Source organism: Komagataeibacter nataicola (assembly GCF_003207795.1).
Taxonomy (GTDB): Bacteria; Pseudomonadota; Alphaproteobacteria; order Acetobacterales; family Acetobacteraceae; genus Komagataeibacter; species Komagataeibacter nataicola.
Window position 1 is genome coordinate 101,672 of the sequence record NZ_NIRT01000003.1, and the last position, 19,366, is coordinate 121,037.

Consider the following 19,366-nt stretch of genomic DNA (forward strand, 5'->3'; position numbering starts at 1 on the left):
TGCAAGGTCGGGACTTGGCACCGGGCGCAAGGCAGCGCAGGATAAGGGCATGACCAGGACAGTCCCGGAGAAGAGGGAGAACCCGATGAACGGCATGCAGCCGAACTACCGCATCCGCATGGATGATGAAGACCCGAGAGATCCCGATATCCCCGAACCCCAGGGCCCGGAAACCGAGGAGCCCGACAAGAACCGCACGCTGTCCTCGCCTATTGGCGAGCTTGAAAGCCGCCTGTTCGACCAGCGCAAGGTGCTGGTGTTCGGTCCGATCAACGACAAGATCGCCCGTGACGTGACCGGCCGCCTGCTCGCCCTTGCCGGTGCGTCAGACAAGCCGATTGATGTGTACGTCAACTCGCCCGGCGGCCATGTGGAAAGTGGCGACACCATTCACGACATGATCCGCTTTGTCGATTCGCTCGCGCCGGTAAACATGATCGGCACGGGCTGGGTTGCATCCGCTGGCGCGCTGATCTTCGCCGCAGGCAACAAGGAGCGGCGCTACTGCCTGCCCAACACGCGCTTCCTGCTGCACCAGCCCATGGGTGGCGTGCGCGGCCCTGCCACCGATATCGACATCGAGGCCCGCGAGATCATCAAGATGCGCGAGCGGCTGAACCGTCTCTTCGCCCGCGAGACCGGCCAGCCTTACGAGAAGGTGTGCAAGGACACCGACCGTAATTACTGGATGTCCGCTGACGAAGCGATTGCCTATGGTCTGGTGACGCGCGTGATCGACAAGATCTCGGACCTGCATTGATCTAGGGCAAGGCGGCGTTTCGGGCTCGCCCATAATGCTGGTGTTCCATTCCGCGGGAGGGGGAGACCCTCTTCCGCGGATTCCAGATAACAGTTCTGCATTTTGCATGGACTTATGATATGGGAACCGGCAACGAGGGTGTCAGGCAGTTTGAATGAACGCCTCATCGGCCGGCGTATTCACGCGACACCGTTCCGAACAGCGAGCCGATATGACGAAATCACTTTCCGACATTTACACAACACTGCCTGAAGCCCGTGATCCGGGTGCCGCGACGGCGGATGCCGTGGCAAAGGCCGATTTCAATGCGCGGCACTGGTCCAGCCCGGTTGCTGGCCCGCTCAAGCCAGGCTCACCCGCGCACAAGAAGGCCGTGGCGGACATGTTCCGCGATACCTTCAACCCCTACAAGCCATCCGTCATCGAGTGGCCCGAACTCGATGCCGAGACGCTGCACCGCGTCACCTCCCTGCCGATCTGGGACATCGCGGTCCAGACCGAAGGCAAGGCCCGCCTGCGCATGGCCGCCTATGCCCGCCTGATCGACGACCCGGACATGAAGGACGCCCTGTCACGCAATGCGTGGGAGGAGAACCGGCACAAGGAAGTGCTGTCCAAGATGGTGGAGGCCTACGGCATTCCGCTTGCTTCCGAGCCGCCCTACATCGAGCCGCGTGATGTGGAATGGGCCTACATGGTCACTGGCTTTTCAGAATGCGTGGACAGTTTCTTCGCCTTCGGCCTGTTCGCCATCGCCCAGAAATCCGCCTTCTTCCCGCCTGCGCTGATCGACACGTTCGAGCCGGTGATGCAGGAGGAATGCCGTCACATCCTGCTGTTCGCCAACTGGCTGGCCTGGCATCGCGCCACCATGCCGTGGTGGAAGCGCCCGTGGTTCGAGGCGCGTGTGCTCGGTGTCTGGTTCTTCCTGCTTTATGAGCGGCTGGGCATGGTCACCACGTTCGATGCCGATGGCAACAGGCATGAGCAGGACAATAACTTCACCGTCAACGGCACGAAGGAAGTAGCCGATGTCGATGTGAAGCTGCGCGACATGATCGACATCTGCCTGATCGAGAACGAGCGCCGCTTCTCGGGCTATGACCCGCGCCTGCTGCGGCCCAGGCTTGCGCCCAACCTTGCGCGCATCATCCGCTTCTTCCTGCCGCGCACGCCCAATTCGGCCAGCCTTGAAAGCCAGCCCGGCGCGGCGTAACCCGCGCCCGTAACGTTCCCCGCCCGCCTGGTGCGGGCGGGGAAATGGGTTCAGCCCAGCGTGGGCACTGCGGGGCCGGCCCCGAAATCAAGCTGCCCCAGATAGGCCACGCGCTCGCCGGGCACGATATCGCCAATCCGGCCTCCTTCGATGCGGGCATAGGCGAAGACCTTGCTTTCCTCCTCATCCGACGAGCCAATGGCAAGACCGGTGAACGGTTGGCCCGCCGCATCCTTCAGCTGCCACACATCGCCGCGCACCACGGCGTCATACTTGTAACGGAAGCCGGGCACGATCTTCGTCAGGAGCAGGGGCATGGCGGCGGTGACATCGATGGCGGTGCGCACGAAGGCGGCGCAGGCTTCATCGGGGGCGAAATAGCCGCGGGTATCCGCCGTCATCAGGATAAGGCCCGGCGTTACGCCATCGGGGCCGACAAGACGGCTGCGGATGACGATCTTCTGGTCATCACGCGAGACTTCCGAGGCGAGCATCACGGTGCCAGCCGGTGCGGCCAGCAGGTCAGGCACGACGATGAGTTCTGACAGGGGAAGGGTGGCGAGTCTGGTCATTTTTCATTCTCCATCGCGGCAGTTGTCAGGGCGCAGTGGGGCGGACTGTGCGCTCCGTTACGTTTCATGACAACAACCATGCACCCCTGCGGGTGTTACATGCTACATGGCACGCGCGCATGCCCCATGCGTGGCAGGAATGTCCCGCCGTTCATGCATGCGCGATAAACATTGGTAATATGGGGTTGTTGCCCCAATTTAAAAGAGGGCCATGGAAACAGCTCCATGCTTCATAAAAGGGAGAGTAACCGCATGGCGGGTCATATTACGAAGGGGCTGGCGATTGCTGCGTTTGGCACATTGCTGGCCTGCGGGTCGGCAGGTGTGGCCCATGCGCGCAGCCATTCGGCAGGCGCGGCTTCAGATGGGGGCAGCTATGCGGCTGGTCAGGATGATGGAACGGGCATGCCGCCTGCCTACAGTGCACCCGAGACCGGAACCGGCGGTGGCGTGCCACAGTTCCAGAATGATAATGCGGAATCCGACCAGATGAGCGGCGCGATGATGATGCCCGGCTCCGCATCCGGCAGCGCAGCGCCTGGCATGACCGATGGCAGCTACACCAATATGAACATTGGTGGCGAGGACAGCGCGATTTTGCCTGGCGTCAACTGACGGCGGCCCACCTGGGCCGTGGCCTTCTTATAGGTAATTTTGATTAGAGACCGCCAGATGACCGTATCTTCTCTTCCTTCCCCGCCTGCGCATTACAGTTGGGAGACACGGTGGCTGCACTGGCTGACCGCCGTTCTGGTGCTCGAGCAGTTCGTGGTGGGGCAGGTGGGCTGGCATCTCATGGCCCGCACGGCGGCATGGCGGCCTTTTCTGGTCGCGACGCATACCTCGCTTGGTGTGGTGCTAGCCGCGGTCTTCATCATTCGCGTGGCATGGGGCCTGACCGGCGGCCGTGCCATTCGTTTTCCTGTCGTGACAATGCAGGATCGCGTGGCGCGCAGCGTGCACCGCCTGCTCTATATGCTGCTCGGCGGCGAGATTGTGTTTGGCTACATGGCGCGCTGGTCCACCGGGCGGCCCGTCATGGCGTTTGGCGTGCCGATCAATTCGCCTCTGCCCATGTTAATGCATGGAACGCATTCCTTTTTTTCCGGATTACATCACTGGAACGCATGGTTACTGTTCTGCGTGGCGCTCTTTCATGGATTTGCGGGGTTTTACCACCTGTTCATTTATCGTGACCGAATTTTTCAGCGGATGTTGCCCTGACAGGCATGGAATGAGGATGGGTATCCTAATGGCATCTTCAGAAGTACAGATCATCTGGATGCAAATAAAAAAATAGGAATATAAGCCTAAGTTTTGTTATTTTAAATTTTGTCCATTACGCCTTTCGAATAGGAAATACCTTTAACCATCCGGACCGAGGGTGCTCTAAGGTATTCATGGCTTTTCCCAAGGACAATTTTTTGTTGCATTATCGATGAATGTTTAATAATATATGATTAATCTCAGCAAATATAAAAATAAATGGCTGATTTTCCGTTGGATGCCCTTGTTGTAAGCGCGTTGATGCTAGGTGGTTTCCACAATACCCCGTGTGGAGCCAGGTGTTTGTTGGAACCTGTTCTCGTAAACGCATGGTATCGGGCGCTCAAAAATGGAAGTCATGAGCAATCATATCTCTGAACTGAAGGTGTATGATCCCTTCCTACTCGCTGGTGCGCTGATTGTATGCGTAACAGGCGCGTGGATTACGATGCGGCTGGTAACGCGGGTGGCGCAGACCCATGGCCGCCAGCGCCTGGGCTGGTACTGCCTTGCCGGCATGGCGGGCGCGAGTTTCGTATGGTGCACGCATTTTGCCGCCATGCTGGCCTATCACTGTCATGCCGAGGTGCACCTTGACCCGCTGCGCACGGGGCTTTCGCTGCTGGTCATGCTGGGCGCGATGCCGCTTGCGGTGATGCTGGCCGTGCGCCTGTATGGTCGTGGCGGCTGCATGCTTGGGGGCGCCGTGCTCGGGCTTGGCATTGCCAGCATGCATTATATCGGCATGGCCGCCTACCGGCTGGATGCGCCCGTGGCCTGGAACGGGCTGCTTGTGGCTGTCTCCGTGCTGATTGGTGTCGGCTTCTCCGCCACGGCCCTGATGCTGGCGTTGCGGCCGGTCAATCCGCGCCGCGAGATCGAGACGACGCTGGTGCTGGTGGGCGCGGTCGCCGGGCTGCATTTTACCGGCATGGAGGCCATGCGCGTGGTGGCCATGCCGCAGCACATGATGACCGCGCACGATAACGGGCAGTTTCTGGCGCTGGGGCTCTCGGTCATCGGGGGCACGATGCTCATGCTCATTGCCGGCATCGCCTCGTTTGTCATTGATGGCAGCGTGCGGCAGGAATCCTATGAGGAACTGCACCGCATGGCCATGTCGGACGGGCTGACCGGCCTGCCCAACCGCATCAGCTTCAACGAGCGGCTGCAAAACGAGGTCAGCCGGGCCAACCGCGATGGCGAGCAGTTTGCCGTCATTGGCATTGACCTGAACAAGTTCAAGGAAATCAACGATACCCGTGGCCATGCGGCGGGCGATATCGTGCTGACCACGCTGGCTGAGCGCTTTAGCGCCCTGCTTGCGGATGGCGAGTTCGTGGCCCGTCTTGGTGGTGATGAGTTCATTGCCATCCACCGCACGTCCGACAGCGTCGAGCTGCATGGTTTTGTCGAGCGGATCCAGCAGGCGCTCAACCAGCCGATCCCCATCGAGGATTACGTGGTGACAAGCGGCGGCAGCATTGGCGTTGCGGTCTATCCCGTCGATGCAAGCGACAGCGAGACCCTGATCTCGCGCGCGGACATGGCCATGTACCGCGCCAAGACCGATCCGCACCACACCATCTGGTACTATGAAAGCACGCTTGACCAGAACATGCGTGAGCGCCGCGCCCTTGGCGAGGACCTGAAAACCGCCATGGCCAACGGGCAGCTCTCGCTGTTCTATCAGGTGCAGACCGTGGTGGCGACGGGTGAGATCTCGGGCTACGAGGCGCTGCTGCGCTGGGAGCACCCCGAGCGCGGCGCCATAGCCCCCCCCGAGATCCTGCAGCTTGCCGATGAGAGCGGCCTCATCATCAAACTTGGCGAATGGGTACTGCAGACGGCCTGTGAGGCAGCAGCAGGGTGGGATGACAACATCCGCGTTGCGGTCAATATGTCCGCTGCCCAGTTCCTCCAGCCGCGCTTTGTTGTGGCGGTGCAGGAAAATCTTGCCCGCAGCGGGCTTGCGGCTGACCGGCTGGTCATCGAGATCACGGAAGAAACCGTGCAGCGCAATCCTGACCGCGCGCTGGCCATGGCCAGCAGCCTGCAGGCCCTTGGGGTGCGACTGGCCCTTGATGAGTTTGGCGGTGCCCATTCGGTGCTGCACATGTTGCGCGTATTCCCCTTCAGCAAGCTCAAGATCGATCGTTCGCTCATGCAGCAGGCCGATACCGACCCGGTGGTGGCGCAGCTTGTGCGTTCCATTCTGCTCATGGGCCACGCGCTGCGCATATCGGTCCTGGCGCAGGGGATCGAAACCAGGGGGCAGTTCAGCATCGCTTCCGCCGAAGGGTGTGACGAAGGCCAGGGTTACCTGATCGGTCACCCCGCGCAGTCGGCCCAGGCCGCGGACATGACCGGTTTGGGCCCAGCCGCCGGTTCCATACGCGCCGTCTCTTCTCCTGTATTCAGTCCTGCTACCTGAGAGGCGCGAATTTTTTCATGAAACAGCAAGAGCATGTAATGAACCCTCACGATGCCCCCGAGATGACGTCTGCCCAGACCCCGATCCATGAACTCGACATGACCGCCGATGTCAGCCTCCAGCTGCTCGAGCAGGCGACGGACGGCGTAGTCATCATCAACGAACGCAACGAGGTGGTCTTTTTCAATCCGGCGGCCGAGAAGCTGTGGGGCTATTCCGAGGGCGAAGTGCTCGGCCGTAACGTGAGCTGCCTCGTACCATCGGTCTATCGCGGCGATCATGACAGCTATATCTACAAAAACCGCAAGACGGGCGTGAACCGTATTGTCGGCACCTCGCGTGAGGTCACGTTCGAGAACAAGGCGGGTGACTACATCTCGGGCGAGATGTCGATCTCGACCGCGCTACTCGGACCGGAAAAGAAACGCTACTACATGGCCTTCATGAAAGGCGTGACCGAGGAGAGCCACCGCCGCAAGCTGCTCGACCTGCAGAATACGGTATTCCAGGCCATCTCCAACGACATGCTGGTTGAAGACGTGGCCGATCTGGTGTGCCGCGAGGTGGAAAGCTTCGTGCCCAACACGGTCTCGGCCATCATCCTGCTTGATGAGAACAACCGCCTGAGCATCCTGTCCGGCCCGGGCCTGCCGCGCCGCTATGCCGCCGCGCTGGAGAACATGTCCCTGACCGAGGGCGATCTCGCGGCGTTGAGCAACGACCTGTCGGAAGCCAACAGCATCGTGTGGGACAGCTACCGCTCGCTGGGCATCTCGCTGGGGCTGCACAACTGCTGGGCCTCGGCCATCAAGTCGCGCAACGGGCGTATCTCGGGCATTTTCGCGCTGTATTCGCGCAACCAGTACAAGCTGAGCGACTGGCCGCAGAAGATCGTGTCGGGCTGTGTGCCTTTCTGTAGCGTGGTGATCGAGAACTACGAGGCGCAGCAGCATATTGCCCAACTGGCCAACCATGACTCGCTGACCGGCTTCCACAACCGCACCGCCATCCACAAGGTCATCAAGTCGATGATCGACCGCCCGGGTGACAACGAGTTCGCGGTGTTCATGATCGATATCGACCGCTTTCGCGATATCAACGACACGCTTGGCCACATGAATGGCGATGCCTTCCTCAAGGCCATTGCCCAGCGGCTCAAGGACCTGTCGCGCAGCAACTACATCCTCAGCCGGTCGGGCGGTGACGAGTTCGTCATCGTCATGCCCGATAGTGATGAAGCCAAGGCCGCGGCCTTTGCCGAGAGCCTTATCAAGGCCATGCAGGAACCCATCGAGATCGCGGGCAACCTGCTCGTCGTCTCCCTTGGCATCGGCATCAGCCTGTTCCCCGAGAACGGGCCGGATGGCGAATCCCTGCTTGGCCATGCCGAGATTGCCATGCGCCGGTGCAAGAAAGAGGCGCGTGGCGGCTACTGCGTGTCCAGCACGGCCGACAACCGCGCCGCCCAGGACCGGCTGCTGCTGGGCTCGGCGCTGCGTGATTCACTGGCCAAGGGCATGCTCAACCTGCACTATCAGCCGCAGGTCGATATCAAGACCGGCAAGCTGTATGGCGTGGAGGCGCTCTCGCGCTGGAAGCACCCGACGCTGGGCAACATCTACCCCTCGCGCTTCATTGCGGTGGCTGAAGATACCGGGCAGATCGAGACGATCGGCACCTGGTCGCTCGAAGAGGCGACAAAGCAGATCATCGGCTGGGAGCGCGCCGGGCTTTACGTGCCGACCGTTTCGGTCAACCTGTCGGCTGCCCATTTCCGCAATCGCGGGCTGCCCGCGCTGATCGAGCGCATCCTCAAGGAGCGCCAGATCATGCCGGACCGCCTGTGCGTGGAAATTACGGAAAGCGTGATGATGGATGAAAACGAGGATACGATGGAAGGCCTCGCCGCCATCCGCAACCTCGGCGTTGGTCTGTCGATGGATGATTTCGGCACGGGGTATTCGTCGCTTTCAAGGCTGACGCGCCTGCCACTGACCGAGATCAAGATCGACCGCAGCTTCATCATGAACCTTGAGCATGACCCCAACGCGCAGGCCGTGACCACGGCGGTGATCGGTATCGGCAACCGCCTGGGCATGACCGTCGTGACCGAGGGTGTCGAGACCGAAGCCCAGCTCAAGCTGCTGCAGGGGCTGAACTGCGATGTGGTGCAGGGCTATCTGTTCGCGCGGCCGATGCCGCCGGCGGAACTGCTTGAATGGTCGCAGGGGCCAGCCAAGACCCTTGCGCTTGAACTTGTCGCCTCCGATGAGACCGAAAGCAAAACGAAGAAATAGTTCCGCCATAATTTCTGGCTTGTTCGCTGTCCTCATGCCTGGTTGGAAACAGGCCTGCTTAACCTTGGATCCCTATGAAAACGCAGAAACCCACCCCTTCACCAGCTGTCGTGGCCATTCCTGAGATCAGTTTTGAACTGTTGCATCAGGCGCATGATGGCATGGTCATCATCGATGACCATAATACAATCCTCTATGCCAACCCGGCAGCCGAGGCGTTGTGGGGCTACGACCCTGGCACGCTTGTGGGGCGCTCCGTGGGGGAACTCATGGCCGCATCTGTGGAGAACGGAGCGGCGCCCTTTGACATCAACACCTCGATCGAGACGGTGGAGCCGGTCTCGGGGGAGGTCACGTTCGAGAACCGCAGCGGCGACTACATCTCAGCCGAGGTCAGCCTGACGACGGCGCGGGTCGGGACCGGCGCGCGCTCCTACCGCCTGATGATGGTGCGCGGCATTACCGGCGCGGGTCATCGCAGCCGGGTGGTCGAGCTGCAGAATACGGTGTTCCGCTCGCTATCGAGCGAGATCCAGATCCAGGACGTGGCGGACATGGTCTGCCGCGAGGTCGAGACGCTGGTGCCCAATACGGTTGCCGTGCTGATCCTGCTCGATGAGCAGAACCGCCTGCGTATCCTCTCCGGCCCCGGCATGCCGCGCCGCTTTGCCGCGGCCCTGGAAGACATGCGCCTGACCGAGGCCGATATTGCCGCCCTCGCCAATGACCTGAACGAGGCGACAACCATCGTCTGGGACAGCTATCGCTCGGTTGGCATCTCGCTGGGGCTGCACCATTGCTGGGCTTCGGCCATCCGCACGCGCAACGGGCGCATTACCGGCATTTTCGCGCTGTATTCGCGCTCCGAGCGCAACCGTGGCGGCTGGCCCGCGCAGATCGTGAACAGTTGCGTGCCGTTCTGTGGCGTGCTGATCGAGCAGCATGAGGCGCGCCAGCACATCTCGCAGCTGTCGAACTACGACCCGCTGACCGGCTTCCTCAACCGCACGGCAGTGCACAAGGTCATCCGCTCGCTGATCGGCCAGCCGGGGGATAATCACTTCGCGCTGTACATGATCGATATCGACCGCTTCCGCGATATCAATGACGCGCTGGGTCATATCAATGGCGATGGGTTCCTGAAATCCGTTTCCGAGCGGCTCAAGGGTGTTTCGCGCAGCAATTACGTGCTCAGCCGTTCCGGTCCGAACGAGTTCCTCATCATCGTGCCCAACACGCGCCGGGACGATGCGCTCAAATTTGCCGATATCCTGCATGGCTGCGTCAAGCAGCCCATCGAGATCGGCGGCAACATGATCGTGCCGACGCTGGGCATCGGCATCAGCCTGTTCCCCGAGAACGGGCCGGATGGCGAATCCCTGCTCAGCTATGCCGAGCAGGCCATGCGGCAGGCCAAGCGCTCGGGGCTGGGCATGACCCACCTTGCACGCTCGGAAGACAACAAGGCCGCGCAGGACCGGCTGCTGCTGGGCTCGGCGCTGCGTGAATCGCTGGCGCAGGGGCTGCTCAACCTGCAGTACCAGCCGCAGATCGACGTGCGCAACAACACGCTGTATGGCGTGGAAGCGCTCTCGCGGTGGAACCACCCCACGCTGGGCAACATCTACCCCTCGCGCTTCATTGCCGTGGCGGAGGAAACCGGGCAGATCGAGGCCATCGGCACCTGGTCGCTCGAGCGCGCCGTGCAGCAGATCCTCGAATGGGACGCCCATGGCATTTACGTGCCCACGGTGGCGGTCAATCTTTCGGCCGGGCATTTCCGCAACCGCAACCTGCCCGGCTTCATTGCCCGCCTGCTCAGTGACAGCAAGCTCGAGCCCCATCGCCTGACGGTCGAGATTACCGAGAGCGTGATGATGACCGAAAACGAGGACACGAACATGGTCCTCCAGTCCATCCGCAACCTTGGCGTGGCACTGTCCATGGATGATTTCGGCACGGGATATTCGTCGCTTTCAAGGCTGACGCGCCTGCCGCTGACCGAGATCAAGATCGACCGCAGCTTCATCATGAACCTCGAGCACGATGCCAACGCCCAGGCTGTTACCACTGCGGTGATCGGCATTGGCGGCCGTCTGGGCATGACGGTGGTGACCGAAGGCGTGGAAACCGTGCGCCAGCTTGACCTGCTGTGCCAGCTTGGGTGCGACGTGGTGCAGGGCTACCTGTTCGCCCGCCCCATGCCGCCTGAAAAACTTGAGGAATGGCTGCGAAATGACCGTCTCGCCGCCGTGCTGGAGGAAGCCAAGGAAAGCCGCGCCGCCGCCAGCGAATAAGGCGCGTTCCTGCACCGGTATCCATGATCCGCACCCCGGCCCGCAAGGGCCGGGGTGTCTTTGTATGGGCGGTTTGCACGGGACCGGACGCATGCCATACAAACAGGATCAGCAACCCCTGCACCCGCATGCTGCCGGTTGCGGGTTTATGGCCACAGGATAGCCCCATGACCTTACCCATTTTTGATCTTTGTCTGAAAAATGGCAGCGTTGTTCTGCCTGACGCCACGGTCGTGACCGATGTTTACGTGCGTGACGGGCGTATTGCCCGCATTGGCGGGCAGGGTGATGCGGGCCGGGTCATTGACTGCACGGGGCTGACTGTCCTGCCTGGCGTGATCGACACACAGGTCCATTTTCGCGAGCCGGGGCTGACGGCGGCGGAAGACCTGGCCACCGGCAGCCTCGCCGCCGTGATGGGTGGCGTGACCGCCGTGTTTGAAATGCCCAACACCAAGCCCCCCACCGACTGTCCCGAGGCGGTGGTGGCCAAGCTTGAACATGCGCGCGGGCGCATGTGGTGCGACCATGCCTTTTACGTAGGCGCCACGACCGATAATGCCGAGCGCTGCGCCGAACTGGAAATGCTGCCGGGCACGGCAGGGATCAAGATTTTCATGGGGTCTTCCACCGGCAGTCTGCTGGTGTCCGATGATGCGGTCCTTGAGCGGGTGCTGCGCTCGGGCCGCCGGCGTGTCGCGATCCATGCCGAGGACGAAACCCGCCTGCATGAGCGCCTGAATGAGCGCAAGGCAGGCGACCCGTCGAGCCACCCGGTCTGGCGTGATGAGGAAACGGCCCTGCGCGCCACACAGCGCATCGTGCAGCTGGCGCGGCGCACGGGGCGGCGCATCCATGTGCTGCATGTCACCACGCCGGCTGAACTCGAGTTTCTGTCGGGGCACAAGGACATTGCGAGTTGCGAGGTAACGCCGCAGCATCTGACACTGGCAGGCGAGGACGCCTATGTCCGGCTCGGAACGCTGGCGCAGATGAACCCGCCCATCCGTGGCGAGAAATATCGCGACGGGCTGTGGTACTGGATGGGTCAGGGCGTGCCCGACATCATCGGCTCCGACCATGCGCCCCATCCGCTCGCGGCCAAGCAGCGCGCGTATCCCGATACCCCTTCGGGCATGCCGGGAGTGCAGACCCTGTTGCCGCTCATGCTCAACCACGTGGCGCATGGGCGGCTGTCGCTGCGCCGCCTGGTGGATATGACATCGGCAGGCCCGCAGCGCCTGTTCGGGCTGGTGCGCAAGGGGCGCATCGCGGTGGGGTATGATGCGGATTTCTCGGTGGTTGACCTTGCCGCGCGCTGGACGGTGCAGCAGGAATGGCTGGCCTCGAAATGTGGCTGGTCGCCTTTTGTGGGCGATGAACTGACCGGTCGCCCCATGGGCACCATCATCCGCGGTAATGTGGTCATGTGGGAAAACCAGCTTGCCCCCACCGCCCAGGGTGAGCCGCTGCTGTTTGAAGCCACGGACCGCCCGCGCGAAGCCTGACCGCGCGGATGAGGCGCCCGTTACGGGCTGTCGTCCGGCCCGGACCGGGTAGCTACGGGGTCGAGCAGGCCCGCCAGATAGGTCGAAACCCCTGCCGTGCTGCCCGGACTGGCGACTTCGAGCAGGCTCATGCCCTCCACGATGGAAAGGATGGCCGCCGCCCGGCCCGGCTGAGCGCCTGTGGGCGGTGCGGTCAGGCGTGAGTCGATCCATGCCATCCATGCCCGGACCACATCGCGCGCGACGCTGTCATAGGGTTGTACCCCTCTGGCACCGCGGGCGATGACATCGGTCCATACCTGCATGAAGGGGGCCACTTCGACCTCATGGGCGAGTGAGAGCACACGGGTCAGGAACTGCCCGGGTGACAGGCGTGGCCCCGTACTATGCTGCGCCAGCAGGTGGGTCAGGCGATTACTGATTTCATGCAGCACGGTCAGGATCATCTGCTCACGGGTCGTGAAATAATAAAGCAGCATGCGGTCACTGGTGCCCAGCTTGGCCGCCAGTGCGCGCACGCTCATATCCCCCAGTCCTTCATGCAGGACAATCGTCGCGATCTCGGCCGTCAGGGCCGCGTGGCGGGTCGCCTTATCGCCCCGGGCGGCGCGCGTGCCGTCTTCTGGCGCTTTCATGCAGAAAATGTAGCGCGTGCTACATAGTTCTGGTATGTAGTGGGTGCTACATACGAAAGAACGAACCATGATGCTCCGCCCACGGCAGATCGTGATCTGCACATCGCTTGCCGTTTCCTTCTGGTTGCTGGCGACACTCTATATCCGCTTCATGCCCATGTTCGTAACCGATCCCCTACAGGGAGATATCGGGTTCATTACCAGCATTCCGGTCTGCTGGCTCTGTATCTGGCTGACCGTTCGCCTGGCCCGGCTTGAGCCGCAGCAGATCCTTGCGGGCTGCCTGCTCGTACTGGCTGATGCCATGCTGATTGACGGCATCGCGCTGCGCTGGTTTCATGCAGCCTATACAACCGATGAACGGACCGCACGCCTTGGCGCGGCGTGGCTGCTATGGGGATATGGGGTCAGTGCGTGGATTGCCCTTTTCGTGGCAAGCCGCAGGGCTCGCCTGCATCAGGCCCGCTGACAGACGACTAGGGGGACGTAAGGAGGCGCGCTCCGCCTGCCATATGTAGCGGATTGGCAGCTTACTGTAGCAATTTTATTGGATTGAATGGTGCCCAAGACCGGGATCGAACCAGTGACACTGCGATTTTCAGTCGCATGCTCTACCAACTGAGCTACTTGGGCACCGGGCCGTTGGTCCGGCTAGGTCATGGGGCAGGGCCGTCATGACGTTGGACAAGCGTTTAACCCACCTCATCATCGGGATCAACCCGTCTTGTGTATTTTTCATCCGTTTCAGAGGGAATTTCAGTAGAGGGCACGCGATACTGTCCCGAGAACCAGCGCCCGAGGTCCACATCCGCGCAGCGCCGCGAGCAGAACGGCCGGTAGCGTGGGCTGGCGGGCTGGCCACAGATGGGGCAGGGAGCGGCTTTGGGGTCTGGCGCTGTCATGGTTCAAATCTCCAGCCATGGGCGGGCAGGGCCGGCTCGGCAACGGGCTGGAGCACGCGCCCGGTCAGGCGCATGAAGTCTTCCACCCAGGCCGGATGGTCCTGCATCATCTGCATGATACCATAGCCGCAGGCCACTCGCACGGACTGCCCGTTGGGCGGCATGCCGCGATAGGCCTGCATCTGCCCGCGCAGGGCATGCAGCATGCGGCCCTCGCGTGACTGAAACAGCTCATGCAGCGGAGGGTGCACACGCGGGCGCACGATCTCGGCCAGGCCCAGCGCCGTAAAGCCCAGAAAGCGCGGGCGCAGCGGGTCATCGCGCAGCACGGTCTCGATCGTGTCCCCCAGCGCGCGGCGCTTGCGGATGGCAAGCCCCGCCACGTCAACCACAATCGCGCCCGACAGGTTGCGCAGCCGCAACTGGCGCATCAGGTCGGGCAGGGCATCGCGGTTGGCGGCAAACTGCGCGGTCTGCTTGGGGCGGCGGTCCATGCTGGTGGCAGCGCCCCCATCCATGTCAATCGCAATCAGGGCCGGGGTGGGCGTAATGCTGGCCGACATGCCACCGGGCAGGGGCACGGTGGCCTCCTGTAGTGCATCGACCTGGGCGCGCAGGTCGCTGTCAAAGGCGGAACTGGTGCGTGACAGGCGCGGGTGCAGGCTGGTCGGCAAGAGAGTGGCAATGGCCGCGTCATCAATGACAATGGGGGCATCAGGGTAGCGCGCGGCCAGCCGTTCCAGCGGGGTGGGGCCGCGTCGCAGCAGCCGGGGGTCGGCGCCGCCGGGCAGGTCGGGGGGCAGGTTGCGCGCGCCAAGCCGCACGCCCTTGCCGCCCTGTGCGCTGCGGGTGACGGTAACAAGCACCGTTTGCCCCTGTGTCAGCGCCCCCAGCCCTTCCGAATCAGGCAGAAAGCCTGCCTGCTCCTGCCCCGGCAGGGTGACGAACGTGCCGCCGAGCGCAGGCGCATGCGCGCTGACGCGGGCGCGGTAAATATCGCCCACCCCGTCGGGCATGTCAGGCCGCCACAGGGCAAATTCCTGCAACAGGCCATCAAGGGTTACGGCAATGCGGATCTCGCCCGGGCTGCTGCTGGCGCAGATGCGCGCGCTCACGAAAGCCAGCTTCCCTTCTGCCCGCGCAGCAGCTGGGCCGTCTCGAACAGGGGCAGCCCCACAATGCCGGTATAGCTGCCTGACATGAAGCGCACGAACGCCGCCGCATGGCCCTGTATGGCGTAGCCGCCCGCCTTGCCCTGCCAGTCGCCTGCGGCAATGAGCGCATCGATCTGCATGGGCGTCAGGCGCGAGAAGGTGACCGTGCTGGCCACAATGCGGCTGCTGGCGCGCCCCTCGGCCCATGCCGCGGTGGGGCGCAGGGCGATGGCTGTGAAGACGGTATGGCGGCGGCCCGAAAGCCGTTCGAGGCAGGCGCGCGCCGTCTGCTCATCCTCCGCCTTGGGCAGGATGCGGCGGCCAAGGGCCACGACCGTATCGGCTGCGAGTATGAGCGCCGGGCCTTCGATCTGGCCCGCCACATGCGCCGCCTTTTCAGCAGCGAGTCGCGCGGCATAGGGGCGGGGCAGCTCGTCACGCCCGGGCGTTTCATCGATATTGGCTGGAAAGACCTGACCGGGCACAAGCCCGATCTGGCGCAGCAGGTCAAGCCTGCGGGGTGAAGCCGAGGCGAGGACAAGCCGCACCTCCGCCTCCGCGCCGCCGGGCGCGGGGGTTCCGGTCATGACCGACAAGGGCGGCTTACTTGAAGCGGAAGGTGATGCGACCCTTTGTCAGGTCATAAGGCGTCATTTCCACATTCACGCGGTCACCGGCGAGTACGCGGATGCGGTTCTTGCGCATCTTGCCGCTGGTATGCGCCAGGATGGTGTGCTCGTTATCCAGGGTAACGCGGAACATGGCATTGGGCAGCAGTTCGGTAACCGTGCCGCTGAATTCGATCATGTCTTCTTTAGACATCGTGTCCTTCAATCATCAAAATGGCCGTCCTGCCGCGGGCCCGCGGCGTAGTACGGTTGGTTTATGTGGGGAGACTCGCCGCCGGGGTCAAGTTCCGTTATTGCGCGCCCTCAAGCTTTGCCAGCCGTACCGCCACACTCAGGGCATGGGCATCAAGGCCTTCGGCCTCGGCAAGGCTTACGGCGGCGGGCCCAATTTCACGCAGCGACTCGGCCTGCGCCTCGATGAACGTGGTGCGCTTGATGAAGTCGAACACCGAAAGTCCTGACGAGAACCGCGCCGTGCGGCTGGTGGGCAGCACATGGTTCGGCCCGCCCACGTAATCGCCGATCGCCTCGGGGCAGTAGCGCCCCACGAAGATCGCGCCCGCGTGCCGCACGCGGTCAAAAACCGGCTGCGGGCTGTCGATCATGAGCTCCAGATGCTCCGGCGCGATCTCGTTTACAAGGTCGGCGGCTTCATCAAGGTCGCGCACGGTAATGATCGCGCCATGCGCATCCCAGCTGGCGCGGGCAATGGCCGCGCGCGGCAGGGTTTCAAGCTCGGCCGCCACCGCCTGTTCCACCTTTTGCGCCATGCCGGAATCGGGCGTGATGAGGATGGACTGGGCCATGGGGTCGTGCTCGGCCTGGGCCAGCAGGTCGAGTGCAATGGCGCGGGGGTCGTTATTGCCATCGGCAATCACCACCACTTCCGACGGGCCGGCAATGCTGTCGATGCCCACCGTGCCGAACACCTGCCGCTTGGCTTCGGCCACATAAGCATTGCCCGGCCCCACCACGCGGTCAACCGGGGCGATGGTGGCGGTGCCATACGCCATGGCGCCGACGGCCTGCGCGCCGCCCACGCGGTAGATCTCGGTCACACCCGCGCGGCGGGCTGCGGCCAGCACGAGCGGGTTGAGCACGCCATCGGGCGTGGGCACACACATGGCAATCCGCGCAACACCCGCCACATGGGCGGGGATGGCATTCATCAGCACGGATGAGGGGTAGGCCGCCTTGCCGCCGGGCACGTACAGCCCCACCGAGTCCAGCGCCGTCCAGCGCATGCCCAGTGTCACGCCTGCGGCATCGACATATTTCATGTCGCTGGGCATCTGCGCCTTGTGGAAGGACTCGATGCGGGTGGCGGCGACTTCAAGCGCCTCAAGCAGGGCGGGGGGCACGTCAGCGCAGGCGGCCGCGACCTCTGCAGGCGTGATGCGCAGTGTGGCGGGGGTGATACTGGTGCGGTCAAACCTGTTGGTGAACTCGCACAGCGCCGCATCGCCCCGTTTGCGCACGGCGGCGAGGATCTCGGTCACGGGGCCATCGACGCGGGCGGTATCGCTATCGCGCTCGGCCAGCAGGCGTTTGAATTCAGCGCGGAAATCCGCCTGGGTGCTCGTCAGGCGTTTCATGCCCTGTGCTCCTTGGCCAGCGCCGCGCGGAAACGGTTGATGATCGCACCAATGCGCTCGGGCTGGGTTTTCAGCGCCGTGCGGTTGACGATCAGGCGGCTGGTGATGTGGGCGATGGTCTGGGTTTCCTCCAGCCCGTTGGCGCGCAGCGTGGAGCCGGTATCGACCAGATCGACGATCAGGTGCGAAAGGTCCAGCACCGGGGCCAGTTCCATCGCGCCATGCAGGTGCACGATGGAGGCATTGATGCCCCGCGCCGCGAAATGCCGCCGTGTGAGCGAGGGATATTTGGTGGCCACCCGCACCTGCGAGAGGCGGTTGGGGTTATCTTCCTGCCCGCGGCGGTCCTTGGGCTGGGCGATGGAAATGCGGCAGCCGCCAATGCCCAGGTCAAGCGGGGCATAGATTTCGGGGTAGTCGAACTCCATCAGCACATCGGCGCCGCAGATGCCAATCTGCGCGCCGCCAAAGGCCACGAAGGTCGCCACGTCAAACGAGCGCACGCGCACCACGTCAATGCCGGGGTTGTTGGTCTCGAAACGCAGGAGGCGGCTTTTGTCGTCACTGAAGTCCGGGCCGGGCACAATGCCCGCCATATGCAGAAGCGGCGCCGCGGCTTTGAGGATACGGCCCTTGGGCAGGGCGAGTACCAGCGGGCTATCCGTTTCCGGAATGGCGGTCTGGGCCGGTGACAGGACGGTCAATGCATTCTCCACGCATGAAGGCAGGCCCACCGCAATCGCAGGCGGGCCGTAAGTGACATGCGCGCATACCACATTCAGCCATCATGCAGGAAGCGCCCTTTTCTCAGGCCAGATGCCTCAGCCTGAAACGCGCTCGATATGCGCGCCAACCTGCGCAAGCTTGCGCTCGACCGCCTCATAGCCACGGTCAAGGTGGTAGACCCGGCTCAGGATCGTCTCGCCATGGGCCGCAAGCCCCGCCAGAATCAGCGAGAACGAGGCCCGCAGGTCGGTCGCCATCACCGGCGCGCCCGAGAGCGAATGCACGCCACGGATGATGGCCGACGAGCCATGCACGTTGATGCGCGCGCCCATGCGGTTGAGTTCGGGCACATGCATGAAGCGGTTCTCGAAGATGGTCTCGGTCACCATCGAGGCCCCTTCCGCCACCGAGAGCAGCGCCATGAACTGGGCCTGCATGTCGGTGGGGAAGCCGGGATAGGGCTCGGTCATGATATCGACCCCGCGCAGCGCGCCGGTGCGCTGCACGCGCACGGCCCCTTCTTCCTGCACCATTTCCACGCCCGCTTCCTCGAGCGCGCGCACCACGGCGCCAAGATGTTCGACCTGCCCGCCTACAAGGCGCAGTTCGCCGCCGGTAATGGCGGCGGCACAGGCATAGGTGCCGCATTCGATGCGGTCGGGCATGACGCGGTAACGCGCGCCGTGCAGCCCCTCGACCCCGTCAATCACCAGCTTGCCAGTGCCAATGCCGGTAATGCGCGCACCCATGGCGTTGAGGCAGCCGACCAGATCGCCAATCTCGGGCTCGCGCGCGGCGTTGATGATCTCGGTGCGGCCTTTGGCGAGAGAGGCTGCCATGAGCAGGTTCTCGGTCGCCCCCACCGAGGCAAACGGCAGGATGACCCGCTCGCCCTTCAGCCCGTTCGGGGCTTCGGCATGGATATAACCGTTTTCGAGCGTGATTTTCGCGCCCAGCGTTTCCAGCGCCTTGAGGTGCAGGTCAACGGGGCGGGTGCCGATGGCGCAGCCACCGGGCAGCGACACGCGCGCCTCGCCGCAGCGCGCGAGCAGCGGGCCGAGCACCAGAATCGAGGCGCGCATCATGGAGACGATGTCGTAAGGCGCTTCCGTATTGGTGATCTCGCCACCGACGGAAAGCGTGCCGCCATCGCCGCTTACGTCTTGCACGTTCAGGCCATGCTGCTCGAGCAGGCGGCGCATGGTGCGGATATCGGCAATGCGGGGCACGTTTTCGAGCACCAGCGGCTCGGGCGTGAGCAGGCCGGCCACCAGCAGCTTGAGGGCGGAGTTCTTGGCCCCGCCAATAACGATGTCGCCACGCAGCGGGTGGCCGCCGTGGATGATGAAACGGTCCATAGGCTTGCGGTTCCTGC

General features: G+C 63.1%; 18 protein-coding genes and 1 tRNA gene. 9 read left to right on the top strand and 10 right to left on the bottom strand.

The annotated features are described in order from the left end of the window. Nucleotides 1-85: 85 nt before the first annotated feature. Both CDI09_RS02875 and CDI09_RS02880 read left to right on the top strand, forming a co-directional pair. Nucleotides 86-760, top strand: coding sequence for an ATP-dependent Clp protease proteolytic subunit (locus CDI09_RS02875; RefSeq protein ID WP_078524923.1), 675 nt, complete (start codon nt 86-88; stop codon nt 758-760). Between the two features lie 211 nt (nt 761-971). Beyond that, complete coding sequence (locus CDI09_RS02880; RefSeq protein WP_078527783.1) at nt 972-1,976, top strand: ferritin-like domain-containing protein; 1,005 nt, start codon at nt 972-974, stop codon at nt 1,974-1,976. A 50-nt stretch (nt 1,977-2,026) separates the two neighbouring features. Here the strand turns inward: CDI09_RS02880 and CDI09_RS02885 are convergent, their stop codons facing one another. Continuing rightward, nucleotides 2,027-2,548, bottom strand: coding sequence for a hypothetical protein (locus CDI09_RS02885; RefSeq protein ID WP_078524921.1), 522 nt, complete (start codon nt 2,546-2,548; stop codon nt 2,027-2,029). 252 nt (nt 2,549-2,800) lie between these two features. On the opposite strand from CDI09_RS02885, the gene CDI09_RS02890 reads away from it, so the two are divergent. The 6 genes from CDI09_RS02890 to CDI09_RS02915 all read left to right on the top strand — a co-directional run bounded on the left by CDI09_RS02890 (nt 2,801) and on the right by CDI09_RS02915 (nt 12,350). Next, nucleotides 2,801-3,163, top strand: coding sequence for a hypothetical protein (locus tag CDI09_RS02890; RefSeq protein WP_078524919.1), 363 nt, complete (start codon nt 2,801-2,803; stop codon nt 3,161-3,163). A gap of 57 nt (nt 3,164-3,220) precedes the next feature. After that, nucleotides 3,221-3,772: a cytochrome b gene (locus tag CDI09_RS02895; RefSeq protein WP_078524917.1), complete on the top strand. Its 552-nt coding sequence runs from the start codon at nt 3,221-3,223 to the stop codon at nt 3,770-3,772. Nucleotides 3,773-4,172: 400 nt separating this feature from the next. Beyond that, nucleotides 4,173-6,248: a putative bifunctional diguanylate cyclase/phosphodiesterase gene (locus CDI09_RS02900; RefSeq protein WP_236944637.1), complete on the top strand. Its 2,076-nt coding sequence runs from the start codon at nt 4,173-4,175 to the stop codon at nt 6,246-6,248. Nucleotides 6,249-6,286: 38 nt separating this feature from the next. Further along, a complete protein-coding gene (locus tag CDI09_RS02905) occupies nt 6,287-8,545 on the top strand; it encodes an EAL domain-containing protein (protein ID WP_110571173.1) in 2,259 nt (752 codons plus the stop codon). 74 nt (nt 8,546-8,619) lie between these two features. After that, nucleotides 8,620-10,842 carry a sensor domain-containing protein gene (locus tag CDI09_RS02910; protein WP_078524913.1) on the top strand — a complete coding sequence of 741 codons (2,223 nt, stop codon included), beginning with the start codon at nt 8,620-8,622 and terminating at the stop codon, nt 10,840-10,842. A 167-nt stretch (nt 10,843-11,009) separates the two neighbouring features. After that, the gene (locus tag CDI09_RS02915; protein ID WP_078527779.1) at nt 11,010-12,350 is read left to right on the top strand and encodes a dihydroorotase; all 1,341 of its coding nucleotides are present in this window, start codon (nt 11,010-11,012) and stop codon (nt 12,348-12,350) included. Nucleotides 12,351-12,370: 20 nt separating this feature from the next. On the opposite strand, the gene CDI09_RS02920 is transcribed toward CDI09_RS02915, so the two are convergent. After that, entirely contained in the window at nt 12,371-12,985 is a 615-nt protein-coding gene (locus CDI09_RS02920) for a TetR/AcrR family transcriptional regulator (protein ID WP_078524911.1), read from the bottom strand. A gap of 67 nt (nt 12,986-13,052) precedes the next feature. On the opposite strand from CDI09_RS02920, the gene CDI09_RS02925 reads away from it, so the two are divergent. Next, nucleotides 13,053-13,454, top strand: coding sequence for a DUF5367 family protein (locus CDI09_RS02925; RefSeq protein ID WP_236944636.1), 402 nt, complete (start codon nt 13,053-13,055; stop codon nt 13,452-13,454). A gap of 88 nt (nt 13,455-13,542) precedes the next feature. Here the strand turns inward: CDI09_RS02925 and CDI09_RS02930 are convergent. From CDI09_RS02930 to murA, 8 genes are all read right to left on the bottom strand, one after another. Then, nucleotides 13,543-13,618, bottom strand: a tRNA-Phe gene (locus CDI09_RS02930). Nucleotides 13,619-13,677: 59 nt separating this feature from the next. Further along, complete coding sequence (locus tag CDI09_RS02935) at nt 13,678-13,887, bottom strand: DNA gyrase inhibitor YacG (protein WP_078524909.1); 210 nt, start codon at nt 13,885-13,887, stop codon at nt 13,678-13,680. Further along, entirely contained in the window at nt 13,884-15,002 is a 1,119-nt protein-coding gene (locus tag CDI09_RS02940) for a ribonuclease E/G (protein ID WP_205836674.1), read from the bottom strand. The genes CDI09_RS02935 and CDI09_RS02940 overlap by 4 nt, the downstream gene beginning before the upstream one ends. Then, nucleotides 14,999-15,628 (bottom strand): Maf family protein, encoded by a 630-nt coding sequence (locus tag CDI09_RS02945; RefSeq protein WP_078527773.1) that lies wholly within the window; start codon nt 15,626-15,628, stop codon nt 14,999-15,001. Before CDI09_RS02945 ends, CDI09_RS02940 begins: the two co-directional genes overlap by 4 nt. A 16-nt stretch (nt 15,629-15,644) precedes the next feature. Further along, a complete protein-coding gene (gene infA, locus CDI09_RS02950) occupies nt 15,645-15,863 on the bottom strand; it encodes a translation initiation factor IF-1 (RefSeq protein ID WP_010508114.1) in 219 nt (72 codons plus the stop codon). A gap of 97 nt (nt 15,864-15,960) precedes the next feature. Beyond that, nucleotides 15,961-17,265 carry a histidinol dehydrogenase gene (gene hisD / locus CDI09_RS02955; RefSeq protein ID WP_078524907.1) on the bottom strand — a complete coding sequence of 435 codons (1,305 nt, stop codon included), beginning with the start codon at nt 17,263-17,265 and terminating at the stop codon, nt 15,961-15,963. Continuing rightward, nucleotides 17,262-18,041, bottom strand: a complete 780-nt coding sequence (gene hisG / locus CDI09_RS02960) for an ATP phosphoribosyltransferase (RefSeq protein ID WP_078524905.1) — start codon at nt 18,039-18,041, stop codon at nt 17,262-17,264. The genes hisD and hisG overlap by 4 nt, the downstream gene beginning before the upstream one ends. Before the next feature lie 45 nt (nt 18,042-18,086). Then, nucleotides 18,087-19,349 carry a UDP-N-acetylglucosamine 1-carboxyvinyltransferase gene (gene murA, locus CDI09_RS02965; RefSeq protein WP_078524904.1) on the bottom strand — a complete coding sequence of 421 codons (1,263 nt, stop codon included), beginning with the start codon at nt 19,347-19,349 and terminating at the stop codon, nt 18,087-18,089. Nucleotides 19,350-19,366 lie beyond the last annotated feature (17 nt).

Excerpts from the sequence above, each read along its gene's own strand:
- CDI09_RS02885 (WP_078524921.1), bottom strand. The coding sequence starts at position 2,548 with ATGACCAGACTCGCCACCCTTCCCCTGTCAGAACTCATCGTCGTGCCT.
- CDI09_RS02945 (WP_078527773.1), bottom strand. The coding sequence starts at position 15,628 with ATGACCGGAACCCCCGCGCCCGGCGGCGCGGAGGCGGAGGTGCGGCTT.
- murA (WP_078524904.1), bottom strand. The coding sequence starts at position 19,349 with ATGGACCGTTTCATCATCCACGGCGGCCACCCGCTGCGTGGCGACATC.
- CDI09_RS02890 (WP_078524919.1), top strand. The coding sequence starts at position 2,801 with ATGGCGGGTCATATTACGAAGGGGCTGGCGATTGCTGCGTTTGGCACA.
- CDI09_RS02915 (WP_078527779.1), top strand. The coding sequence starts at position 11,010 with ATGACCTTACCCATTTTTGATCTTTGTCTGAAAAATGGCAGCGTTGTT.
- hisD (WP_078524907.1), bottom strand. The coding sequence starts at position 17,265 with ATGAAACGCCTGACGAGCACCCAGGCGGATTTCCGCGCTGAATTCAAA.
- CDI09_RS02905 (WP_110571173.1), top strand. The coding sequence starts at position 6,287 with ATGAACCCTCACGATGCCCCCGAGATGACGTCTGCCCAGACCCCGATC.
- CDI09_RS02910 (WP_078524913.1), top strand. The coding sequence starts at position 8,620 with ATGAAAACGCAGAAACCCACCCCTTCACCAGCTGTCGTGGCCATTCCT.
- CDI09_RS02920 (WP_078524911.1), bottom strand. The coding sequence starts at position 12,985 with ATGAAAGCGCCAGAAGACGGCACGCGCGCCGCCCGGGGCGATAAGGCG.
- CDI09_RS02925 (WP_236944636.1), top strand. The coding sequence starts at position 13,053 with ATGATGCTCCGCCCACGGCAGATCGTGATCTGCACATCGCTTGCCGTT.
- CDI09_RS02935 (WP_078524909.1), bottom strand. The coding sequence starts at position 13,887 with ATGACAGCGCCAGACCCCAAAGCCGCTCCCTGCCCCATCTGTGGCCAG.
- CDI09_RS02900 (WP_236944637.1), top strand. The coding sequence starts at position 4,173 with ATGAGCAATCATATCTCTGAACTGAAGGTGTATGATCCCTTCCTACTC.
- infA (WP_010508114.1), bottom strand. The coding sequence starts at position 15,863 with ATGTCTAAAGAAGACATGATCGAATTCAGCGGCACGGTTACCGAACTG.
- CDI09_RS02880 (WP_078527783.1), top strand. The coding sequence starts at position 972 with ATGACGAAATCACTTTCCGACATTTACACAACACTGCCTGAAGCCCGT.
- CDI09_RS02895 (WP_078524917.1), top strand. The coding sequence starts at position 3,221 with ATGACCGTATCTTCTCTTCCTTCCCCGCCTGCGCATTACAGTTGGGAG.
- CDI09_RS02875 (WP_078524923.1), top strand. The coding sequence starts at position 86 with ATGAACGGCATGCAGCCGAACTACCGCATCCGCATGGATGATGAAGAC.